Annotated in this window: 13 protein-coding genes and 1 pseudogene; 10 read left to right on the forward strand and 4 right to left on the reverse strand. The window is 75.6% G+C overall.

What is annotated here, in order from left to right:
• Window positions 1–13 precede the first annotated feature (13 nt).
• The 3 genes from ABTZ03_RS31305 to ABTZ03_RS31315 are packed head-to-tail and all read right to left on the reverse strand — an operon-like array spanning window position 14 to window position 2,694.
• The gene (locus ABTZ03_RS31305; protein ID WP_350516495.1) at window positions 14–274 is read right to left on the reverse strand and encodes a lasso peptide biosynthesis PqqD family chaperone; all 261 of its coding nucleotides are present in this window, start codon (window positions 272–274) and stop codon (window positions 14–16) included.
• A gap of 60 nt (window positions 275–334) precedes the next feature.
• Window positions 335–802 (reverse strand): lasso peptide biosynthesis B2 protein, encoded by a 468-nt coding sequence (locus ABTZ03_RS31310; RefSeq protein ID WP_350516496.1) that lies wholly within the window; start codon window positions 800–802, stop codon window positions 335–337.
• Window positions 799–2,694, reverse strand: coding sequence for an asparagine synthase-related protein (locus ABTZ03_RS31315; protein WP_350516497.1), 1,896 nt, complete (start codon window positions 2,692–2,694; stop codon window positions 799–801). Before ABTZ03_RS31315 ends, ABTZ03_RS31310 begins: the two co-directional genes overlap by 4 nt.
• A gap of 420 nt (window positions 2,695–3,114) precedes the next feature.
• On the opposite strand from ABTZ03_RS31315, the gene ABTZ03_RS31320 reads away from it, so the two are divergent.
• The 8 genes from ABTZ03_RS31320 (at window position 3,115) to ABTZ03_RS31360 (ending at window position 14,381) form a co-directional block, all read left to right on the forward strand.
• Window positions 3,115–3,252 carry a hypothetical protein gene (locus tag ABTZ03_RS31320; protein ID WP_350516498.1) on the forward strand — a complete coding sequence of 46 codons (138 nt, stop codon included), beginning with the start codon at window positions 3,115–3,117 and terminating at the stop codon, window positions 3,250–3,252.
• A gap of 243 nt (window positions 3,253–3,495) precedes the next feature.
• Window positions 3,496–4,788, forward strand: coding sequence for an AfsR/SARP family transcriptional regulator (locus ABTZ03_RS31325; protein ID WP_350516499.1), 1,293 nt, complete (start codon window positions 3,496–3,498; stop codon window positions 4,786–4,788).
• A gap of 154 nt (window positions 4,789–4,942) precedes the next feature.
• Window positions 4,943–7,858, forward strand: a complete 2,916-nt coding sequence (locus tag ABTZ03_RS31330; protein ID WP_350516500.1) for an AfsR/SARP family transcriptional regulator — start codon at window positions 4,943–4,945, stop codon at window positions 7,856–7,858.
• Window positions 7,859–7,949: 91 nt separating this feature from the next.
• Window positions 7,950–8,354 carry a hypothetical protein gene (locus ABTZ03_RS31335; protein WP_350516501.1) on the forward strand — a complete coding sequence of 135 codons (405 nt, stop codon included), beginning with the start codon at window positions 7,950–7,952 and terminating at the stop codon, window positions 8,352–8,354.
• A gap of 206 nt (window positions 8,355–8,560) precedes the next feature.
• Window positions 8,561–9,022 (forward strand): hypothetical protein, encoded by a 462-nt coding sequence (locus ABTZ03_RS31340; RefSeq protein WP_350516502.1) that lies wholly within the window; start codon window positions 8,561–8,563, stop codon window positions 9,020–9,022.
• Window positions 9,023–9,492: 470 nt separating this feature from the next.
• Window positions 9,493–11,118, forward strand: a complete 1,626-nt coding sequence (locus ABTZ03_RS44305) for a carbohydrate binding domain-containing protein (protein WP_502894644.1) — start codon at window positions 9,493–9,495, stop codon at window positions 11,116–11,118.
• A 249-nt stretch (window positions 11,119–11,367) separates the two neighbouring features.
• Window positions 11,368–13,779 carry a sensor histidine kinase gene (locus tag ABTZ03_RS31355; protein ID WP_350516503.1) on the forward strand — a complete coding sequence of 804 codons (2,412 nt, stop codon included), beginning with the start codon at window positions 11,368–11,370 and terminating at the stop codon, window positions 13,777–13,779.
• Window positions 13,780–13,958: 179 nt separating this feature from the next.
• Window positions 13,959–14,381, forward strand: coding sequence for a hypothetical protein (locus ABTZ03_RS31360; protein ID WP_350516504.1), 423 nt, complete (start codon window positions 13,959–13,961; stop codon window positions 14,379–14,381).
• 27 nt (window positions 14,382–14,408) lie between these two features.
• Here ABTZ03_RS31360 and ABTZ03_RS31365 read toward each other — a convergent pair whose 3' ends face one another.
• Window positions 14,409–15,191 carry a GNAT family N-acetyltransferase gene (locus tag ABTZ03_RS31365; RefSeq protein ID WP_350516505.1) on the reverse strand — a complete coding sequence of 261 codons (783 nt, stop codon included), beginning with the start codon at window positions 15,189–15,191 and terminating at the stop codon, window positions 14,409–14,411.
• A gap of 595 nt (window positions 15,192–15,786) precedes the next feature.
• On the opposite strand from ABTZ03_RS31365, the gene ABTZ03_RS31370 reads away from it, so the two are divergent.
• Window positions 15,787–16,608, forward strand: a complete 822-nt coding sequence (locus tag ABTZ03_RS31370; RefSeq protein ID WP_350516506.1) for an SDR family NAD(P)-dependent oxidoreductase — start codon at window positions 15,787–15,789, stop codon at window positions 16,606–16,608.
• Between the two features lie 35 nt (window positions 16,609–16,643).
• A pseudogene (locus ABTZ03_RS44310) lies at window positions 16,644–16,709 on the forward strand (50S ribosomal protein bL37); the annotation flags it as partial.
• Between the last annotated feature and the right edge of the window lie 65 nt (window positions 16,710–16,774).

Raw genomic sequence — 16,774 nt, forward strand, 5'->3', positions numbered from 1 at the left:
CGACGGCCGGGGGTCAGCGGGGCTCCACCAGCCCGGAGGACCGGAGTTGGTCGGTCATGGCGGTGAGGTCCTGCTGCGCCTCGCCCGCTTCGATGCCGAAGTGGGCGGCGAACTCGGCGGCCACCTCGTCCAGGCTGTGGCCGTCCAGCAGGCGTTGCAGGGCGTAGGCGCCGGTCTGGTTGAGCTGCCAGTAGGCCCCGGTGCGCCGGCTGAGCAGTACGGCGCCGTCGTCGGTGTCGGTGGAGACCGTGTGGGTGGTCAGGCGGAGCGTCATGCGGCCCTCCCGGGCGTGGTCGTGGCGCGGGGCCGGTTGTGGTGGGCGCGGGGCCGGTGGTCAGGCGGTCGGCGCAGGCTGCTGTTCGGGGCCGTGCGACCCGCGCGTGCCCCGCTTGGGGGCGACGGTGACCATCGGCCGGAAGTAGCCGTCGGGGTACGGCTCGTCGATGATCCGGCCCTCGGCCTCGACCCAGGCGTGGGCGCCGAACGGCGTGGTCCGCACCCCGGCCTGCCAGGTGGGCCAGGTGCCCTTGAACCGGCACAGCACGGCGGTGGCGATCGAGCGCTGGAGGCAGTTGTGGACGGCGCAGCGCAGGCTGACCGCGACCACCGCGCCGCGCGCCGCGGAGGCCCGGGCGGCGGTGACCGGCCGGGCGCCGGTGCTCAGCACCCCGAGCACGGTGCTCAGGTGCCGGGGCGACAGCCTGGCCAGCGGACGGGCGATCGCCACGGCGGCGAGCGGGAGCAGGCGCCGGTGCAGGGGCAGTCGGGTGCGCGACTGGAGTGCGACGGGCGGGCTGGTCACGGCGTCTCCTCGGGGTCGGTGCCGGGGTGCGGACGGTCGGCGCCACCGGCCGGGCCGACCAGGGCGGGCTGGGCGGCGGGGCGGGCCGCGATCTCCCGCAGCCACAGCTCGGCGCCGATGGTCGCCTCCAACTGGGCGGACCAGACGTCCCCGGAGCGCGGCGGGGTGACCAGGGTGGTGCGCAGCCGCCGTACGTCGATCAGGCCGCGGCGGCCCAGTTCGGAGTCCGCGAAGAGGTCCAGCAGGTCGGGGACGTGCTCCTGGAGGGCACGGTCGACGGGCTCCTCGCAGTCGCCCTTGGTGGTCCGGTTGAGGATCACCTCGGGCACCAGGCCCTGCATCGCGGTGGCCAGCACCGGCTTGAACTGCCAGGGGCTGTAGCGCTCGTGGGTGCGGATCGACAGCACGGCCTCGACCACCCGGTCGTCCAGGTAGGGCAGTTCGAGCGGCAGCCCGGCGGCGGCGTACTCGCGGACGATCAGCCGGAGCACCGGGCCCGCGCTGCGCAGGGCGGTGAGCGCCTCGTGCTGGCCGCGGTCGGGCGCCAGCGGTGCGACCTGGCCGGCCACCTCGCGGAAGATCCGCTGGGTGGTCCGCACCGCGTCCGCGCTGGCCCACGGTGTCGTCGGGATGCGCTCGCCCCAGCCGAGCGACGGGGTGCGGGGCGGCGGCGCGCTGCGGCCGAGGTCGTCGGCGGACTGCCGCCACCAGCCGCCGAGGTCGCCGCCGCGCAGCAGTCCGGTCAGGCTGGGCAGCAACGGCCAGTCGTTGAGCGCCTGGTGGGCACGCAGTTGCCGCCAGGCGTCCAGGGGGCTGCGGCGCAGCAGGGTGTGCAGGTAGGCCGCGCCGCCGGTGAACAGTTCGTCCGCCCCGTGCCCGGCCAGGTGCCGGGTGGCGCCGTGCTCGACCAGGTGCCGGATCCCGTAGCGGACCGCGTTCATCCCCCGGGTGGCCGCGCGCGGGGCCTCGGTGTCGATCGTCCAGTACGGCGGGGCGAACACCGGCGGGGCGTCGGTGTCCGGCACGGTCAGGTGCTCACCGTGCTCCAGCAGCCGGGCGGCCTGGCCGGCGTACAGCGGGTCGTCGTTGATCGCGCTGCCGCCGGTCCAGCAGAAGGTGAGCAGGTCGGGGGTGTGCTCGGCGGCGAGGAAGCAGAGCGAGGTGGAGTCCATCCCGCCGGACAGGTCGGCCGACAGCCGCCCCTCCTCCTGGCGGCGCAGGGCGACCGCGGCGCGCAGCCGCTCGCGCACCGCCTCGGCGCCCCGGGCCAGCGGGAGGTCCGGCTCGGGCGGCTGCCACCAGCGCACCGACCGGGCGGCCCCGTCACCGGGGAGCACCAGGCAGGAGTCCGACGGCACTTGGTGCACACCGCGCCACCAGCTGCGCTCGCTCAGCGGGGTGAAGAGCATCCCGTACGTCACGCTGGCGGCGATCAGGTCCTCGTCCGGTTCGGCACCGGTCAGCTCGGCCAGCACGTCGGCCCGGTCGGCGGCGATCGGCACACCGTCCAGCCGGGCGGTGAACACGAGGCGCGTTCCGGTGACGGTGCCCTGGAACCGCACCTGCCCGTGCACGGAGGCCACCACATGGGTGTTGCCGGGCAGGCTGCGGGCCAGCGCGTCCAGGTCCGAGAGCTCGCGCACGGAGGAGACCAGCGCGTCCAGCCGGGCCCGGTCGACCGGGCTGGGCCCGAACGCGGCGACCCGGACCGGGCCGGCCTCGGCGACCACCAGTTCCTCGGGCGCCCACGAGCCCGCGAGCCAGGGGCGTCCGGAGGCGTGGTTCACCAGCCGCGGCGCTTCGCGCCGTGCCTCGTCCGCGATCTGACGGTGGGCCCGGGCGCCGCCCGGGGAATCCGGAAAGACCACGAGGTGGTCGTTGGGCGACTTCACCTCTCTCACCCCCAGGTATCACGGTTGCATCACGGTTATCAGGGCTTAATCAGCGCCCCGGGTGCTTCGCCCCAGAACCGTGCACCACCGGTGGAGGTCGCACAACCGGCTGAATCCGGCCCGGTTGGGGATCACGCCATTTGATCGGCGGATGATTCACGCCATCAGGCGTCGATAATATGCCGATCATGATAGTGATGGACCCTGTTGTGATCGATTTTGATCGAGTTGGGCGCTGACATGTCCACATCGTCGAATGATTCGATCACCCAATGATTTGTTGACGATTCACCCGTATGAATATCGAAGTCGCGGTGCAATGGCCTGATCTCCATCGTCCGTGTAGACACCATGAGCAGTTGACGGCTCAATGAATCCGAGGCCACGCCAGGCCTCGATCTCGATGGATTGGAGAGCACCGTGACCAAGAGCCAGAAGCTCCCCGTGCGCTACACCCCGCCGGCGGCCGCCAAGGTCGGCGACTTCACCAAGGACACGGACGGCACCATCTACACCAAGAAGGACGCGACGACGTTCGGTTTCAAGAAGCCGCGTTGATGTCGGTCCTGCCTCGATAGACCCGCATGACCGGACGGCCCGCCAGCCCAGCTGGCGGGCCGTCCGCCCGTTGTGCGGACCGGCGTGAGGCGGCCCCGCTCCGCCTGCGGCGCACGTCGGGCCGGCGCGCCCCCTCGGCGCCGCGATCCACCGCCGGACCGGCGGGCGTCCGGCGCCCCGGATCAACTCACGCTACGGATCGGTAGGATGACGGACCGTCAACCACCGTGCGCTGGAGGAGCCGTGCCAGAGCTGCGTTTCACCGTCCTGGGGCCGCTGCGGGTCTGGCGCGAGGGCCGCGAGCTGCGGTTCAACCGGGCCCGGGACCGCGCGGTGCTCGCGGTGCTCCTCGCCGCCGCCGGACGGCCGGTACCGGTGGGGGAGATCGTGGACGGGGTCTGGGGTGAGGAGGGTGACGAGGCACCGGACCGGGTCGGCGCGCTGCCCGGCCATGTCTACCGGCTGCGCAAGGCGCTGGACGGTCCGGCCGCGGAACGGTCCGGTGCGAGCGTCCTGCGGCACGAGGGCAAGGGGTACCGGCTGGACGTCGACCCCGAGGCCGTCGACCGGACGGCCTTCCTGGCCGGGATCGCCGAGGCCGCCACCGCCCGCCGCAACTGGCAGCCGGAGCGGGCCCGGTCGCTGCTCTCCGACGCCCTCGCACTGTGGACCGGCCGCGCCCTGGGCGACGTCCCCGGGCCGTTCGCGGCGCACGAACGAGACCTGCTGGACGGCTGGCGGGAGGAGGCGCTGCGGCACCGCCGGGACCTCGACCTGGAGCTGTCCGGCCCGACCGGCCCGGCACCGGGCGCCCGGGCCGTCCGCCGGCCGTTCCAACTGCCGCCCGACATCGCGGAGTTCGCCGGACGGCAGACGCAGCTGGCCGAGATCGCCGAGGTGCTGACCGGGCCGCCCGGGCCGACGGCTCCGCTGATCCGTGTCACCGGCCCGGCCGGGACCGGCAAGAGCGCCCTGGCGGTGCACGCCGCCCACCGGGCCGAAACCGCCTACCCGGACGGGCAGTTGTACGCCGACCTGCGCGGCGTCGGACCGGAGGCGGTGCCCGGGACCCTCGCCGCCTTCGTCCGCGCACTGGGCGTCGAGGAGTCGGCGGTGCCGACCGATCCGGCCGACCGGCGGGCGCTGTTCCACCGAATGCTGGCCGGACGGCGCGTCCTGGTCGTGCTGGACGGTGCCCCCGCCGTGGAACCGGTCCGCCCGCTGCTGCCGACGGCACCCGGCTGTGCCGCCATCGTCACGCTCGCCGAGTCGAGTGACCCGGGCCCGGGCCCCGACGGTGGGCACACCGTCCGGCTGGGCCGACTGAGCCCGGCCGACGCGCTGTTCCTGCTCTACCGGCTCCTCGGCCCGGCCCGGGCGGCCCGGGAGCCGCACTCCGCCCGGGCCCTGGCCGCCGCCTGCGACTACCTGCCGGGCCCGCTGTGCCGCGCGGCCGACCTGCTGCTGCGCCGGCCGTCCTGGTCGATCTCGGCCCTGGTCCCCCCGGTGCTGGGACGGCAGCGGTGCGGCGGCTGAGCCCGGGCCGGCGGAGCCTGCGGGGCGGGCGGCGCCGGGCCTCCCGCCGGAACGCACCGGCGGACGCGCCGAGGGCGCGCCCTCGGACTGCCGCCCCGGGCCCGCCGTCAGGACGACGGTCGAACCGTGCGACCGGCGCGACCGGTGAGGAGCGGTGAGCCGGACCGGACCCGACGGCGGCGGGGTCGGGCTGGGCTTCAGGCTGCTGGGCCCACCGGCCGGATGGTGCCACGAGCGCCCGCTCGACCTGGGGCGGCGGCAGCAACAGGCCTTCCTCGCCATGCTGTTGGCCCGGCCGGGCCGGGTGCTGACGGCCGAGGCACTCGCGGCCGGGGTCTTCGAGGAGGACCGCCCGCCGGCCCGGCCCAGGTCCGTGCTGGCCACCCACGCCTACCGGCTGCGCCGGGAGTTCAAGAAGTTCGCCGCCGAGCACCTGCTGGTGACCGTCGACGGCGGTTACCGGTTGGACGTACCCGCCGGGGCGGTGGACGTCGGCACCTTCGACGCCCTGGTCGGGCAGGCCGACCGGGCCGCCGCCGCCGGTGAACTCCCACGCGCCCGCGAGCTGTTGGACCAGGCCCTGGCCCTGCACCGGGGCGAGCCGCTGGCCGGCCTGCCGGGCCCGCACGCCGCCGAGCTGCGTCTTCGGCTGGTCCTTCGCCGGCTCACGGCCCTGGAGGCCAAGCTCGGCCTGGACGTCGAGCTGGGGGACAGCCCGACCTGCCTGGTCGACCTCGGCCGGGCCGTCTTCGCCCACCCGTTCCACGAGCGCTTCCGGGCCCTGCTGGCAGCGGAGCTGCACCGCGTGGGCCGGCCGGCCGAAGCCCGCGCGGTGCGGGCCGAGGCCCACCGGTTCTTCGAGGAACAGGGACTGGGGCAGCCGGAGTTGGACACCCCACCGGTCCGGACCGGGCGCACCGCCGCCACCCCGGCCGGCGCCCCCGCCACCGTTCAGGCCCCCGATCCGACGCGACTGCCCGCCGCCGTCGCCGACTTCACCGGCCGCCGTGCCGCCGTGGCGCGACTGACCGCGGAACTCCGCCGACCCGACCCGGCCGCCGTGGTCGTGCTCGCCGTCAACGGTCTGGGCGGGGTCGGGAAGACCACCCTGGCCCTGCACGTCGCCCACGCGCTGCGCGACCACTACCCCGACGGCCGGCTCCACCTGGACCTGCGCGGCACCCGGGCCGACCCGCTCGACCCCGCCGAGGCCCTCGCCGTGCTGCTCACCGCCCTCGGCACGGCCGAGCGGACGATCCCCGCCGACCCGGTCGAGCGCGCCGCGCTCTACCGCACCACGGTGGCCGGGCGCCGGCTGCTGCTCCTGCTGGACAACGCGGCCGACGCCGCCCAGGTGCTCCCGTTGCTGCCCGGCACCCGGAGCTGCGCGGTGCTGGTCACCAGCCGGAGCTGGCTGAGCGGGCTGCCCGGGGCCCAGCACCTCCACCTCGACGCCCTGGCGCCGTCCGAGGCGCTCGACCTGCTGGCCGCCGAGGCCGGGCGGGCCAGGGTCGAGGCCGAGCCCGGGGCGGCCGCCGCGATCGCCGAGGCCTGCGGCCTGCTGCCGCTGGCGGTGCGGGTGGCCGGTTCCCGGCTGGCCGCCGACCCCGGGCAGCCGCTCGCCGGGCTCGCGGCGAGCCTCGCCGACGAGTCGACCCGGCTCGCCGAACTCACCTACCACCACACCGCGGTGGAACCCGCCCTGGCGCTCTCCTACGCCCGGCTGGACGCGGCGCAGGCCTGTGCCCTGCGGCTGGTCGCGCTGCCGGACACACCTGAACTCGCGCTCCCGGCCGCCGCCGCGCTGCTCGACCTGGGCCCCGAGGAGGCCCGCGCCCGGCTGGAGTCCCTGGTGGACCTCAACCTGCTGCAGTCCCCGGCCGCCGACCGCTACGGCTGCCACGACCTGGTCCGGGTGTTCGCCCGGCAGCGGAGCGACCGACAGGACGCTCCCGGGGCGGTCACCGCCGCGTTCGCCCGGCTGCTCGACCACTGCCTGGCGGGCGCCCGCAACGCGGCGGCGGCCGCCCACCGCACCGACCTGGCCCGGCGCGGCGAGGCCCCGGTGGTGACCACCGGGGCGGGCCCGGCCTTCCGCAGCATCGAGGCGGCCAACACCTGGATGCGGGCCCAGAGCGCCCTGCACCACGCGGTGGTCCACCGGGCCTGCGGTGACGACGGGCTGTCGCTGACCCAGGCCGCCGAGCTGGTGGACACCATGGGCGGGGCGTTCTTCGGCCGCGGCTACGCGGCCTCGGTGGCCGAGCTCGCGGGCCGGCTGGCCGAGGCCGCGCACCGGCGTGCCGAGCCGGCCGCCGAGGCCCTGGCCCGCTCGGTGCGCGGCGGCATGCTCTGGCACACCGGCCGCTTCGCGCAGGCCGGCGTCGAGCTGGACCGGGCGCTGCCGCTGTGTCGGGGGCGGGAGTTGCGCGGGCTGCGGGCGCGGGTGCTGCACCTGCTCGGGGCGACCGCCCGGCTGGAGCGGCGCTACGAGGAGGCGATCGTCGTGCTGGGCCGGGCCGCCGCGCTCTTCCACCGACTCGGGGACGCGGCGGCGGAGGGCCTGACGCTCGGCGAGCTCGCCGTCTGCCAGGCGCAGACCGGCCGCTTCGCGCGGGCCCGGGCCACCGCCGTCCGGGGAGCCGAGCTGACCGGTCGGCAGTTCCGCGGCGCGGAGGCGGTCAGCCGGTTCTACCTGGCCCGGGTGCTGCACCTGGGCGGCGACCTGGCCCCGGCGCTCGCCGAGGCCGAGCATGCGCACAGACGGCTGGGCAGCTTCGGCCTGACCGACTACCAGGTCGCCGCGGGCCTGCTGGTCGCCCAGGTCCACCTGGCGGCGGGGCGGGCGGGGGCCGCCGTCCGCTCGGCGGAGGCGACCCTGCCGCTGGCCCGGCAGGCCTCGGGCACGCTCGAAGGGTACGCGCTGGGCGTCCTCGGCGAGGCCTGCGCGATGCTGCGCCGCACCGACCGGGCCCGCGACCTCCTGAACGAAGCACTGCGCCGGTTCCGGCAGTTGGAGCTCCCGGTGCACGCGGCGGAGGTCGAGTCGGCGCTGCACGGGCTGGCCTGATGGGCATGCTCATCGTTTGTCCATCGCGGTGTCCGAACCTTCCGGTGTGCCCGGTCGAAGGACCGGGTCGCGATCGAGAGGGAGAACCGGGATGTTCGTCAACGGAGTCCGCAAGACGGCCGTCGCCCTGCTCGGCACGGCGCTGGTCGCCGGCCTCGGCCTGGCCGGCGCCGGCAGCGCCGCGGCGTCGAGCGGCGGCGGCTGCGGCGGCACCGACACCGAGCGGGCCTGCGTGAGTGCGGGGAACGGCCAGGTGACGGCGCAGGCGTACAGCAACTTCGGCAACGGCAACTGCAACGAGGAGGTGATCCTCTGGGACTACACCACCGGTGGCCGGGCGCTGGACACCACCTTCGGCTGTCACAGCGGTGAGTACACCTACTCCTACACCCTCACCAACCCGAGCGGCGGCCACGACTACAAGGCCGAGGTGCGCTTCTACTGGCCCGGCGGCAGCGGCTACGACTACCAGCTCAGCCCCGACCTGTTCTACTGACCGACGCCCCAGCGGCGGGTACTGACGGGCGGTCGCCCCACCCCCGGGGGCGGCTGCCCGTCAGCGCTGATCATCAGGTCGGCGCGTACGGAAACCGTCAAGACGGCGGCCCGCGCATTCCGGTGCGGCGCGCGGGCCGTCAAGATCGTCCTCCGGGGGCGTCACCCGCGCCTCCGTCCGAACGGTCATCACACGGGGGAACGGCCATGGCGCAGCTGCTCGTCGAAGAGAACTTCCAGCACCTGGACGGCGACGACGTGGAGTCGCTGATCGAGGCGCTCACCGGGCTCGGCTTCAGCGCCGAGCCCACCCAGCCGCGTACGGCGGCCCGGGGCGGGGAGTGGACGCTCCACCTGCACTGGCTCCGGGACGACCTCGGGCCGGTGACCGGCGACGACGTGGCGCTGGCGCTGGTCCGGGCCGTGACGGCGACGCTGGGCCAGGTGCACGAGGTCGGCCCGGGCGGGACGTGCGTGCGGGGCCGCACCCTGCCGGTCCGGATCGACATCCACGGCCGGGCGGGGGAGTTGATCAGGTCCATCGAGCTGCCGGGCGCCCCGGCGAACGGCGCCAAGGCCGCCAAGGCGGCGGCGCCGCGCTGGTGGCGCGGCACCCAGCCGGCGGCCGCCGACGGTCCGACGCCCGGCTCGCTCGGTTTCAGCGGCTGAGCCCGGCCACCGGCCCCCGGGCCTCCGATCCCTGACCCCTGGCCGCCGGCCACCGATCACTGACCCCGGGTGCCCGGGACGTCGGCCCGTCCGACGTCCCGGGCACCCGTCGTTCGTGGGTGGTGCGTCGACGGGGGCGCCGAGGCCGGAACGGCGCTGGTCCGGGCCGTGCCCCGGAATTGGTCCAGACCTAAATGGTCCAGACCTATTGACCGGTTCGGCCGCCCCTCCTACGATCCGGTCCGGCACAGCCCCACATGTCCCCCACCTCATCCAGCCGGGCGGCACGCCCCCCACGCGTCGGTCATGTCCATGGCGCCCGGCCGGGAAGGGAGTTCAGCATGTTCCGTCGGAGGTCGCGCACCCCCCGTGCGTCGGATGGTCTCCGCCCCACTCCGGCCCCCGGCCGTCCCGCGGACGGCCGCCCCGGGAGCGAGCCGCCCCGGACGGCCCCGGAGCGCGCCACCCGGGTGCACCGGAGCGACCGCGCCCAGCCCGGCCCGACGGTGCTGCGGCGCTCGCTGGCCGTGGTGAGCGCGGCCGCGGTCATCGGGGCCGGGATCGCCGCCGTGGGCTCGGTCACCGCCGGCGCGGCGACCACCAACCTGGTGACCAACCCCGGGTTCGAGAACGGGCTCGCCGGCTGGACCTGCTCCGGCGGCACCGGCACGGTCGTCAGCACCCCGGTCCACTCCGGAAACTCCGCCCTCCAGGCCACCCCGACCGGCCAGGACACCGCCCAGTGCAGCCAGACCGTCAGCGTGCAGCCCAACTCCCAGTACACGCTGAGCGCCTACGTCCAGGGCAGCTACGTCTACCTGGGCGCCGGCGGCACCGGCGCCGGCAGCGACCCGTCCACCTGGACGGCGAGCAACCCCTCGTACGGCCAGCTCAGCGTCGGCTTCACCACCGGGGCGAACACCACCTCGGTGACCGTCTACCTGCACGGCTGGTACGGGCAGCCCGCCTACTACGCGGACGACGTGTCGCTCACCGGCCCCGGCGGCAGCAGCCCCTCGCCGACCGCGACGCCGACCACCACCCCGCCCACCACGCCCCCCACCACCCCACCCACGACACCTCCCACCACTCCGCCGACCACTCCGCCGACCACGCCGCCCACCACCCCGCCGGGCGGTGACACCTGCCCGACCAAGCCCCGGCCCTCCGGCAAGGTCCTCCAGGGCTACTGGGAGAACTGGGACGGCGCCTCCAACGGCGTCCACCCGGGCCTCGGCTGGGTCCCGATCACCGACAGCCGGATCGCCGCGCACGGCTACAACGTCATCAACGCCGCCTTCCCGGTGATCCTCTCGGACGGCACCGTGCAGTGGCAGGACGGCATGGACACCAACGTCAAGGTGTCCACCCCCGCCGAGATGTGCCAGGCCAAGGCGAACGGCGCGACCATCCTGATGTCGATCGGCGGCGCCGCCGCGGGCATCGACCTGAGCTCCAGCACCGTCGCCGACCGCTTCGTGGCGACCGTCGTCCCGATCCTCAAGAAGTACAACTTCGACGGGATCGACATCGACATCGAGACCGGCCTGTCCGGGAGCGGCGACATCAAGACGCTCTCCGCCTCGCAGGCCAACCTGGAGCGCATCATCGACGGCGTGCTGGCCCAGATGCCCGCCGGCTTCGGCCTGACCATGGCCCCCGAGACCGCGTACGTCACCGGCGGCAGCGTCACTTACGGCTCGATCTGGGGCGCCTACCTGCCGATCATCAAGAAGTACGTCGACAACGGCCAGCTCTGGTGGCTGAACATGCAGTACTACAACGGCAGCATGTACGGCTGCTCCGGTGACTCCTACCAGGCCGGCACCGTCCAGGGCTTCACCGTGCAGACCACCTGCCTGAACAACGGCCTGACCGTCCAGGGCACCACGATCACCGTCCCGTACGACAAGCAGGTCCCCGGCCTGCCGGCCCAACCCGGAGCGGGCGGGGGCTACATGGACCCGGGCTCGGTCGGCCAGTCCTGGAGCGCCTTCGGCGGCGCCCTGAAGGGGCTGATGACCTGGTCGCTCAACTGGGACGGCTCCAAGGGCTGGAGCTTCGGCGACAACGTCAAGTCCCTCCAGGGCCGTTGACGCCCCGCTGACCTCCACCCGACGGCCCGCCCCCGCACCCCGCGGGGGCGGGCCGTCGCCATGGGCGCGCGGTGGCCCCGGGCGGTCCGGCTGGACCGACGGAGGGACACCGGGCGAGCGGATGCCGGGAGCGGCGGGTCCGGTCGCATAGCGTTTCGCCCGGCCGCCGACCGGGTCCCGGGCTCCTCGCCGGAACCCCCGGCCCGGGCGGACCATGGACAGCGAGGCGGAAGAGGTGACGGGCAGACGGTGACCGGGAAGCTGCGGGTGTTCCTGGGGGCGGCGCCGGGGGTCGGCAAGACGTACGCGATGCTGCGGGAGGCCCGGCGGCTGCGCGGCGAGGGGCTGGACGTGGTGGTCGGCCTGGTGGAGACGTACGACCGGCCCGGCACCGCGGAACAGCTGGGGGACCTGCCGGTGCTGCCCCGGCGCCCGGTGCCGTACCGGGGCGCCCGGCTGGCGGAGCTGGACCTGGACGGCCTGCTGGCGCGCCGCCCGGCACTCGTGCTGGTGGACGAGCTCGCGCACACCGACGTGCCCGGCGGGCGGCACCGGAAGCGCTGGCAGGACGTCCGGGAACTGCTGGACGCGGGCATCGACGTGGCGACCACGCTCAACATCCAGCACCTGGAGAGCCTCAACGACGTGGTCGAGCAGATCACCGGCGTCGCCCAGCGGGAGACCATCCCCGACGAGGTGGTCCGGGCCGCCGACCGGATCGAGCTGGTCGACCTGAGCCCGGAGGCGCTGCGCACCCGGCTGGCCCGGGGCGAGATCTACCCGCCGGACCGGATCGACGTCGCGCTGGACCACTACTTCCGGGCCGGCAACCTGGGCGCCCTGCGCGAACTGGCGCTGCTCTGGCTCGCCGACCGGGTCGAGGAGGAGCTCGCCGACTACCGCTCCCGGCACGGCATCCGAGCGCCCTGGGAGACCAAGGAGCGGATCGTGGTCGCCCTGAACGGCGCCCCGCAGGGCGAGCACCTGATCCGCCGGGGCGCCCGGACGGCGGCCCGGGTGCACGGTGACCTGATCGGCGTGCACGTCCGGCTGGACGACGGCACGGCCCGGCACGAGCCGCCGGGCCTGGCGGCGCAGCGCGCGTTGCTCCAGGAACTGCACGGCAGCTTCGTCGAGGTGAGCGGCGGCGACGTGGCGCCGGCGCTGGTGGACTTCGCCCGGGCCGAGAGCGCCACCCAGATCCTGCTCGGGCCGACCGGCCGCAGCAGGCTGCGCGAGCTGGTGCACGGTTCGGTGATCAACCGGGTGATCCGGCTGGCCGGCCCGATCGACGTGCGGGTCCTGCCGGCCCGCGAACCGGGACTGCTGACCGTACCGGCCGGGCCCCGGCGGCGGCGTCCGGCGCTGGTCCCGGTCCGGCGGCGCCGGCTGGCCTGGCTGCTCGGCCCGGCCGGCGCGGTCGCGCTGGCCTGGGCGCTGTCCCCGCTGCGGCACTCCCTGGGCCTGTCCGGCGTGCTGCTCTGCCTGCTGCTGGCGGTGGCCGGCACGGCCCGGCTGGGCGGACTGCTGCCGGCCGCCGGCGCCACCGCGGCCGGGGCGCTGGCGGCGGACTGGTTCTTCACCACGCCGTGGCACAGCCTGACGGTGGAGCACGGCGCGGACCTCGCCGCGCTGCTGCTGTTCCTCGCGGTGGCCGGGGTGATCGCCCATCTGATCGACGGCCTCACCCGGCGCTCCCAGCAGGCCGGACGGGCGCGCGCGGAGGCGGCCGTGCTGGCCCGGCTGGCGGGGGAGACGGTGGAGTCCGGGCCGCGGGTGCTGCCCGACCTGGTGGCCGAACTGCGGCAGGTGTTCGGGCTGGACGGCGCCGCCGTGCTGGTGCGGACCGGCGCGCTGTGGCAGTCGGCGGCCGCGGCCGGGGCGACGGTGCCGCGGGGCCCGGACGAGGCGTCGTTCTCCGTCGACCTCGGCGAGGGCGCGGTGCTGGTCCTGCGCGGAACCCCGCTCACCGAGGAGGACACCCGGCTGCTGGGCCCCTACGTCACCCAGCTGAAGCTGGCCAGAGAACGGGAGCGGCTGGCCGCCCAGGCCTCGGCCGCGGCGGCGCTCGCCCACACCGACGGGCTGTACACCGCGCTGCTGGAGGCCGTCGGCCGGGAGCTGCGGGCGCCGGTGGCGACGGTGCGGCGGGAGGCCGGGCGGCTGCCCGCTCCGGCCGGGCAGCGGATCGGCGCCGCGGCGGACCGGATGGAACGGCTGGTCGCCGACCTGCTGGACCTGGGCCGGCTGCGGGCCGGGGCGATGCCGGTGGTGCTGCGGCCGACCGACCTGGCCGAGACGGTCCGGGCGGCCGCCGAGACGGTCCGGGCGGCCGCCGAGGGGGCGCCGGGCGTCCGGATCGACCTGGCACCGGGTCTGCCCCGGGTGCTGGCCGACCCCGGGCTGCTGACGCGGGCGTTCGCGGACGTGCTGGCCCTGGGCGCGGCGGGCGCCGGGCCGGTGGCGGTGGCCGCCGGTGCGGTGGCCGGCCGGGTGGACGTCCGGGTCACCGTCGAGGGCCACCGGCCCGCCGGCCGGGAGGGCACGGAGCCGGCCGTGCTGCGCGGCTTCGTGGAGGCGATGAACGGCGACCTGACGGTCGAGCCGGCGCCCGGCGGCGGCACCGCCTATGTGATCGGCCTGGCCCGGGCCACGGACTGACCGTGCGCCGCCGACCGAGGGCCCGCCGTCGTGACGCCGACCGGTCCGCAGTCCGGGCGTCAAGACCGCGTAGGGACGGCGGGCGTCGGCGTCAGGATCGCGTCAAGACGCCACGGCGGCGCGTCGGCCGTCGGGTTGGCTGGCGCCGAACGAACGTACGGCGAGGCTGGGACGGGACCATGCGCATGTACTCCGCCCGGCCCGGCGGCCGACGCTACCGGCCGGTGCTGGACCGGCTGCCGGTCCCGGTCTCCTTCACCGTGGCCCTGCTGTCCGGCGGGCTGCTCGCGCTCGGCCTCGACCGGGTCGGCGAACTCCACGCCGACTGGTTCCCGTACGTCGCCTACCTCGGCCTGGCCGCCCTCGCCGGGGCGTTCTCCCGACCGCCGGCCGCCCCGGTGGTCGGCCTGGCGGCCTGGCTGTGCTGCAACGCCTTCGCCGAGCACCACCACGCCGAACTCGGCTGGGCCGGGGCGGGAGTCGAGGGCGAGCACTTCGGGCTGTTCACCGCCGCCGCCCTGCTGCTCTCGCTGCCCGCCGCCCTGCCGCGCCGGACGATCCGGGTCTCCCGCCTCCCCGTCGACGGCCCGGCCGCCCCCTGACCCGGCCCGGGATCCGGGAGAGCGGACCTACAGCGCCGGGCCGGCCCAGTACACCAGCTCCTGCCGCACCGGCCGGAAGCCCGCCGCCGCGGCCAGTGCCCGGCTGGCCCCGTTGCTCCGGGGCGCCGACCAGGTCGGGGTGAGCCCCCGGTCGCGGGCGGCGGCGGTGGCGGCGTGCACGCAGGCGAGCGCGAGGTCGAGGCGGCGGAACGCCGGGTCGGTGGCCACCGCGAGGTCCAGGTGCTCCCGGCCGACCAGGTAGCCGCACACCAGCGAGGCCAGGTAGGGGCCGAGGAACGCGCCCCAGGCGAAGCCGCTCGTGGCGAGGGCGCGGTGGCCGCCCCAGGTCTCGGCGATCCAGTGCGGGCCCGGGGAGGGCACGGCGGTGCTGCGCCGGGCGAAGTGGTCGAGCCGGGGCTCGTCGCCCGCGTCCAGCGGACGGACCCAGGCGACGATGTGCCGGGACACCGGCCGGGGCCGCTCCGCATGGACGTGCAGCACCCGCACCCACGGGGTGACGTGGCTGAAGGTGCGGCCGAGCAGCGGCAGGAAGCGTTCCGGGGCGTGGAACTGCCCCCGCCCGTACCGGGCCAGCACGTCCCGGTCCAGCCGCGCCGGGTCCCCGCGCAGCAGCCGCTCCGGCCCGCAGTGCACCAGCAGCGCACCCACCGCGCCGGGATCGTCCGCCCACCAGCCGCCGTGGCCGCTGCGGAGGACGTGGGCGGGGAGGAGGCCGGCGCCGGGCCGCTCGGCGGCGGACCGGACGGTGGCGGGAAGGGGGGCGACGGGCGGCGGAGTGGTGACGGACATCCGACCAGTACGCCAGAGTGCGGGCCCGGGCGGCGGCGCGTTGACGAAAGCCTGGCAGTGGCGGGCCGGTTGCTGACGCGACCTTGGCGACTGCCGGTGGGCCGGGGCGAGTTGACGTGGGTCGACCGGGGGTCGACGGTGCAGGTCGACGAGGCGTCAAGGCGAGGCGTCAAGACGAGGCGTCAACGGGACGTCGGCAGCGCGTCAGGGGTTCGTCAGGGCGGGTGAACGGGCTTGCCCCGGGCCCCCGGGCAGGCTTTGATGAGAGACATGCACCGCTCGAACCGCCACCACGACCGCCCGCCGCATAGCCGGCCGCGGTTCGTCGTCGCGGTCGCGGTCGCCACCGCCGTCCGGTAGGCCCCAGCCCCTTCCCGCTTGGTCACCGGCCGCGCGCACGGGCCCGGGCTCCGATTCACCGGATCCGTGCCGTCATCGCCGCCCGTCCCCCGCCCCGTTCGGCTCCGAGGGCGGGGGCGGGCGAGCGTCCTCACCTCACCACCCTTTTCGCATTCGCACCGGCGGCCCCGGGGCGGGCGGCCGCGTGCCGTCCCGTCTCCGCACCCCGCCGGTGCCGTACACCCTTGGATGGGTCATGTCCGACGCAGTTCTGTCCGCCCGTACCGCCCTCGTCACCGGCGCCTCCTCGGGCATCGGCTGGGAGACCGCCCGGCTGCTCTCCGGTCTGGGTGCCACCGTCCTGGTGCACGCCAGGACCACCGCCGAGGCCGAGGACGCCGTCGGCCGACTGATCGCCGCGGGCGCCCGCCGGGACCAACTGGTCGAGCTGGCCGCCGACTTCGGCAAGCTGGCGGAGGTCGCGGTGCTGGCCGGCACGGTCGTCAAGCACTACCCCGCGCTGGACCTGCTGGTGAACAACGCCGCCGTGATGGCGCCCGAGCGCTGCACCCTCACCGACGACGGCAACGAGGTCTCGCTGCAGGTCAACTTCCTCGCCGCGCACCTGCTGGCCAAGCTGCTGCGGGCCCCGCTCTCGGCGGCCGGCGACGCCCGGATCGTCAACGTCTCGTCCTCGCTGCACCGCACCGCGTCGATGAACTGGTCGGACCCGCACCGGGTGAAGAAGTACTCCCGGGTCGCCGCGTACGCCCAGTCGCAGCTCGCGCTCACCATGGCGACCGCCGAGATGGCCCCGGCCGGCTCCGGCATCACAGCCGTCAGCCTCAACCCGGGCCTGTGCGACACCGCGCTGCTCCCGCTGTACGGGCGGGTCGGCGCGCCGGCCTCCGAGGGTGCGGCAGCCGTGGTCCGGCTCTGCCTGCCGGACGTCGAGGTCGCCAACGGCGCCTACTACGACGGCGGCGTCGCCGCTCCGACGGCCCAGGTCGCCCAGGAGGAGCGCTCGCAGAAGCGTCTGGCCAAGCTCGCCGACCAGCTGGTCGGCCGGGCCGCTTGAACGTCCCCTACCCGACAACCCGAAGGAACAGCACGATGTCCAAGCGCGCACGCAAGAAGAAGGCCCGGCGGAAGAAGGGCGCCAACCACGGCCGCAAGCCCGGGCAGACACCGTCCGCGCCATCGACATCCGCGTCGGAGCCAACACCCCCGCCGAAACCGGTAGG

Origin of the sequence: Kitasatospora sp. NPDC096077 (genome assembly GCF_040303245.1) — a bacterium.
In the GTDB taxonomy this organism is placed as follows: Bacteria; Actinomycetota; Actinomycetes; order Streptomycetales; family Streptomycetaceae; genus Kitasatospora.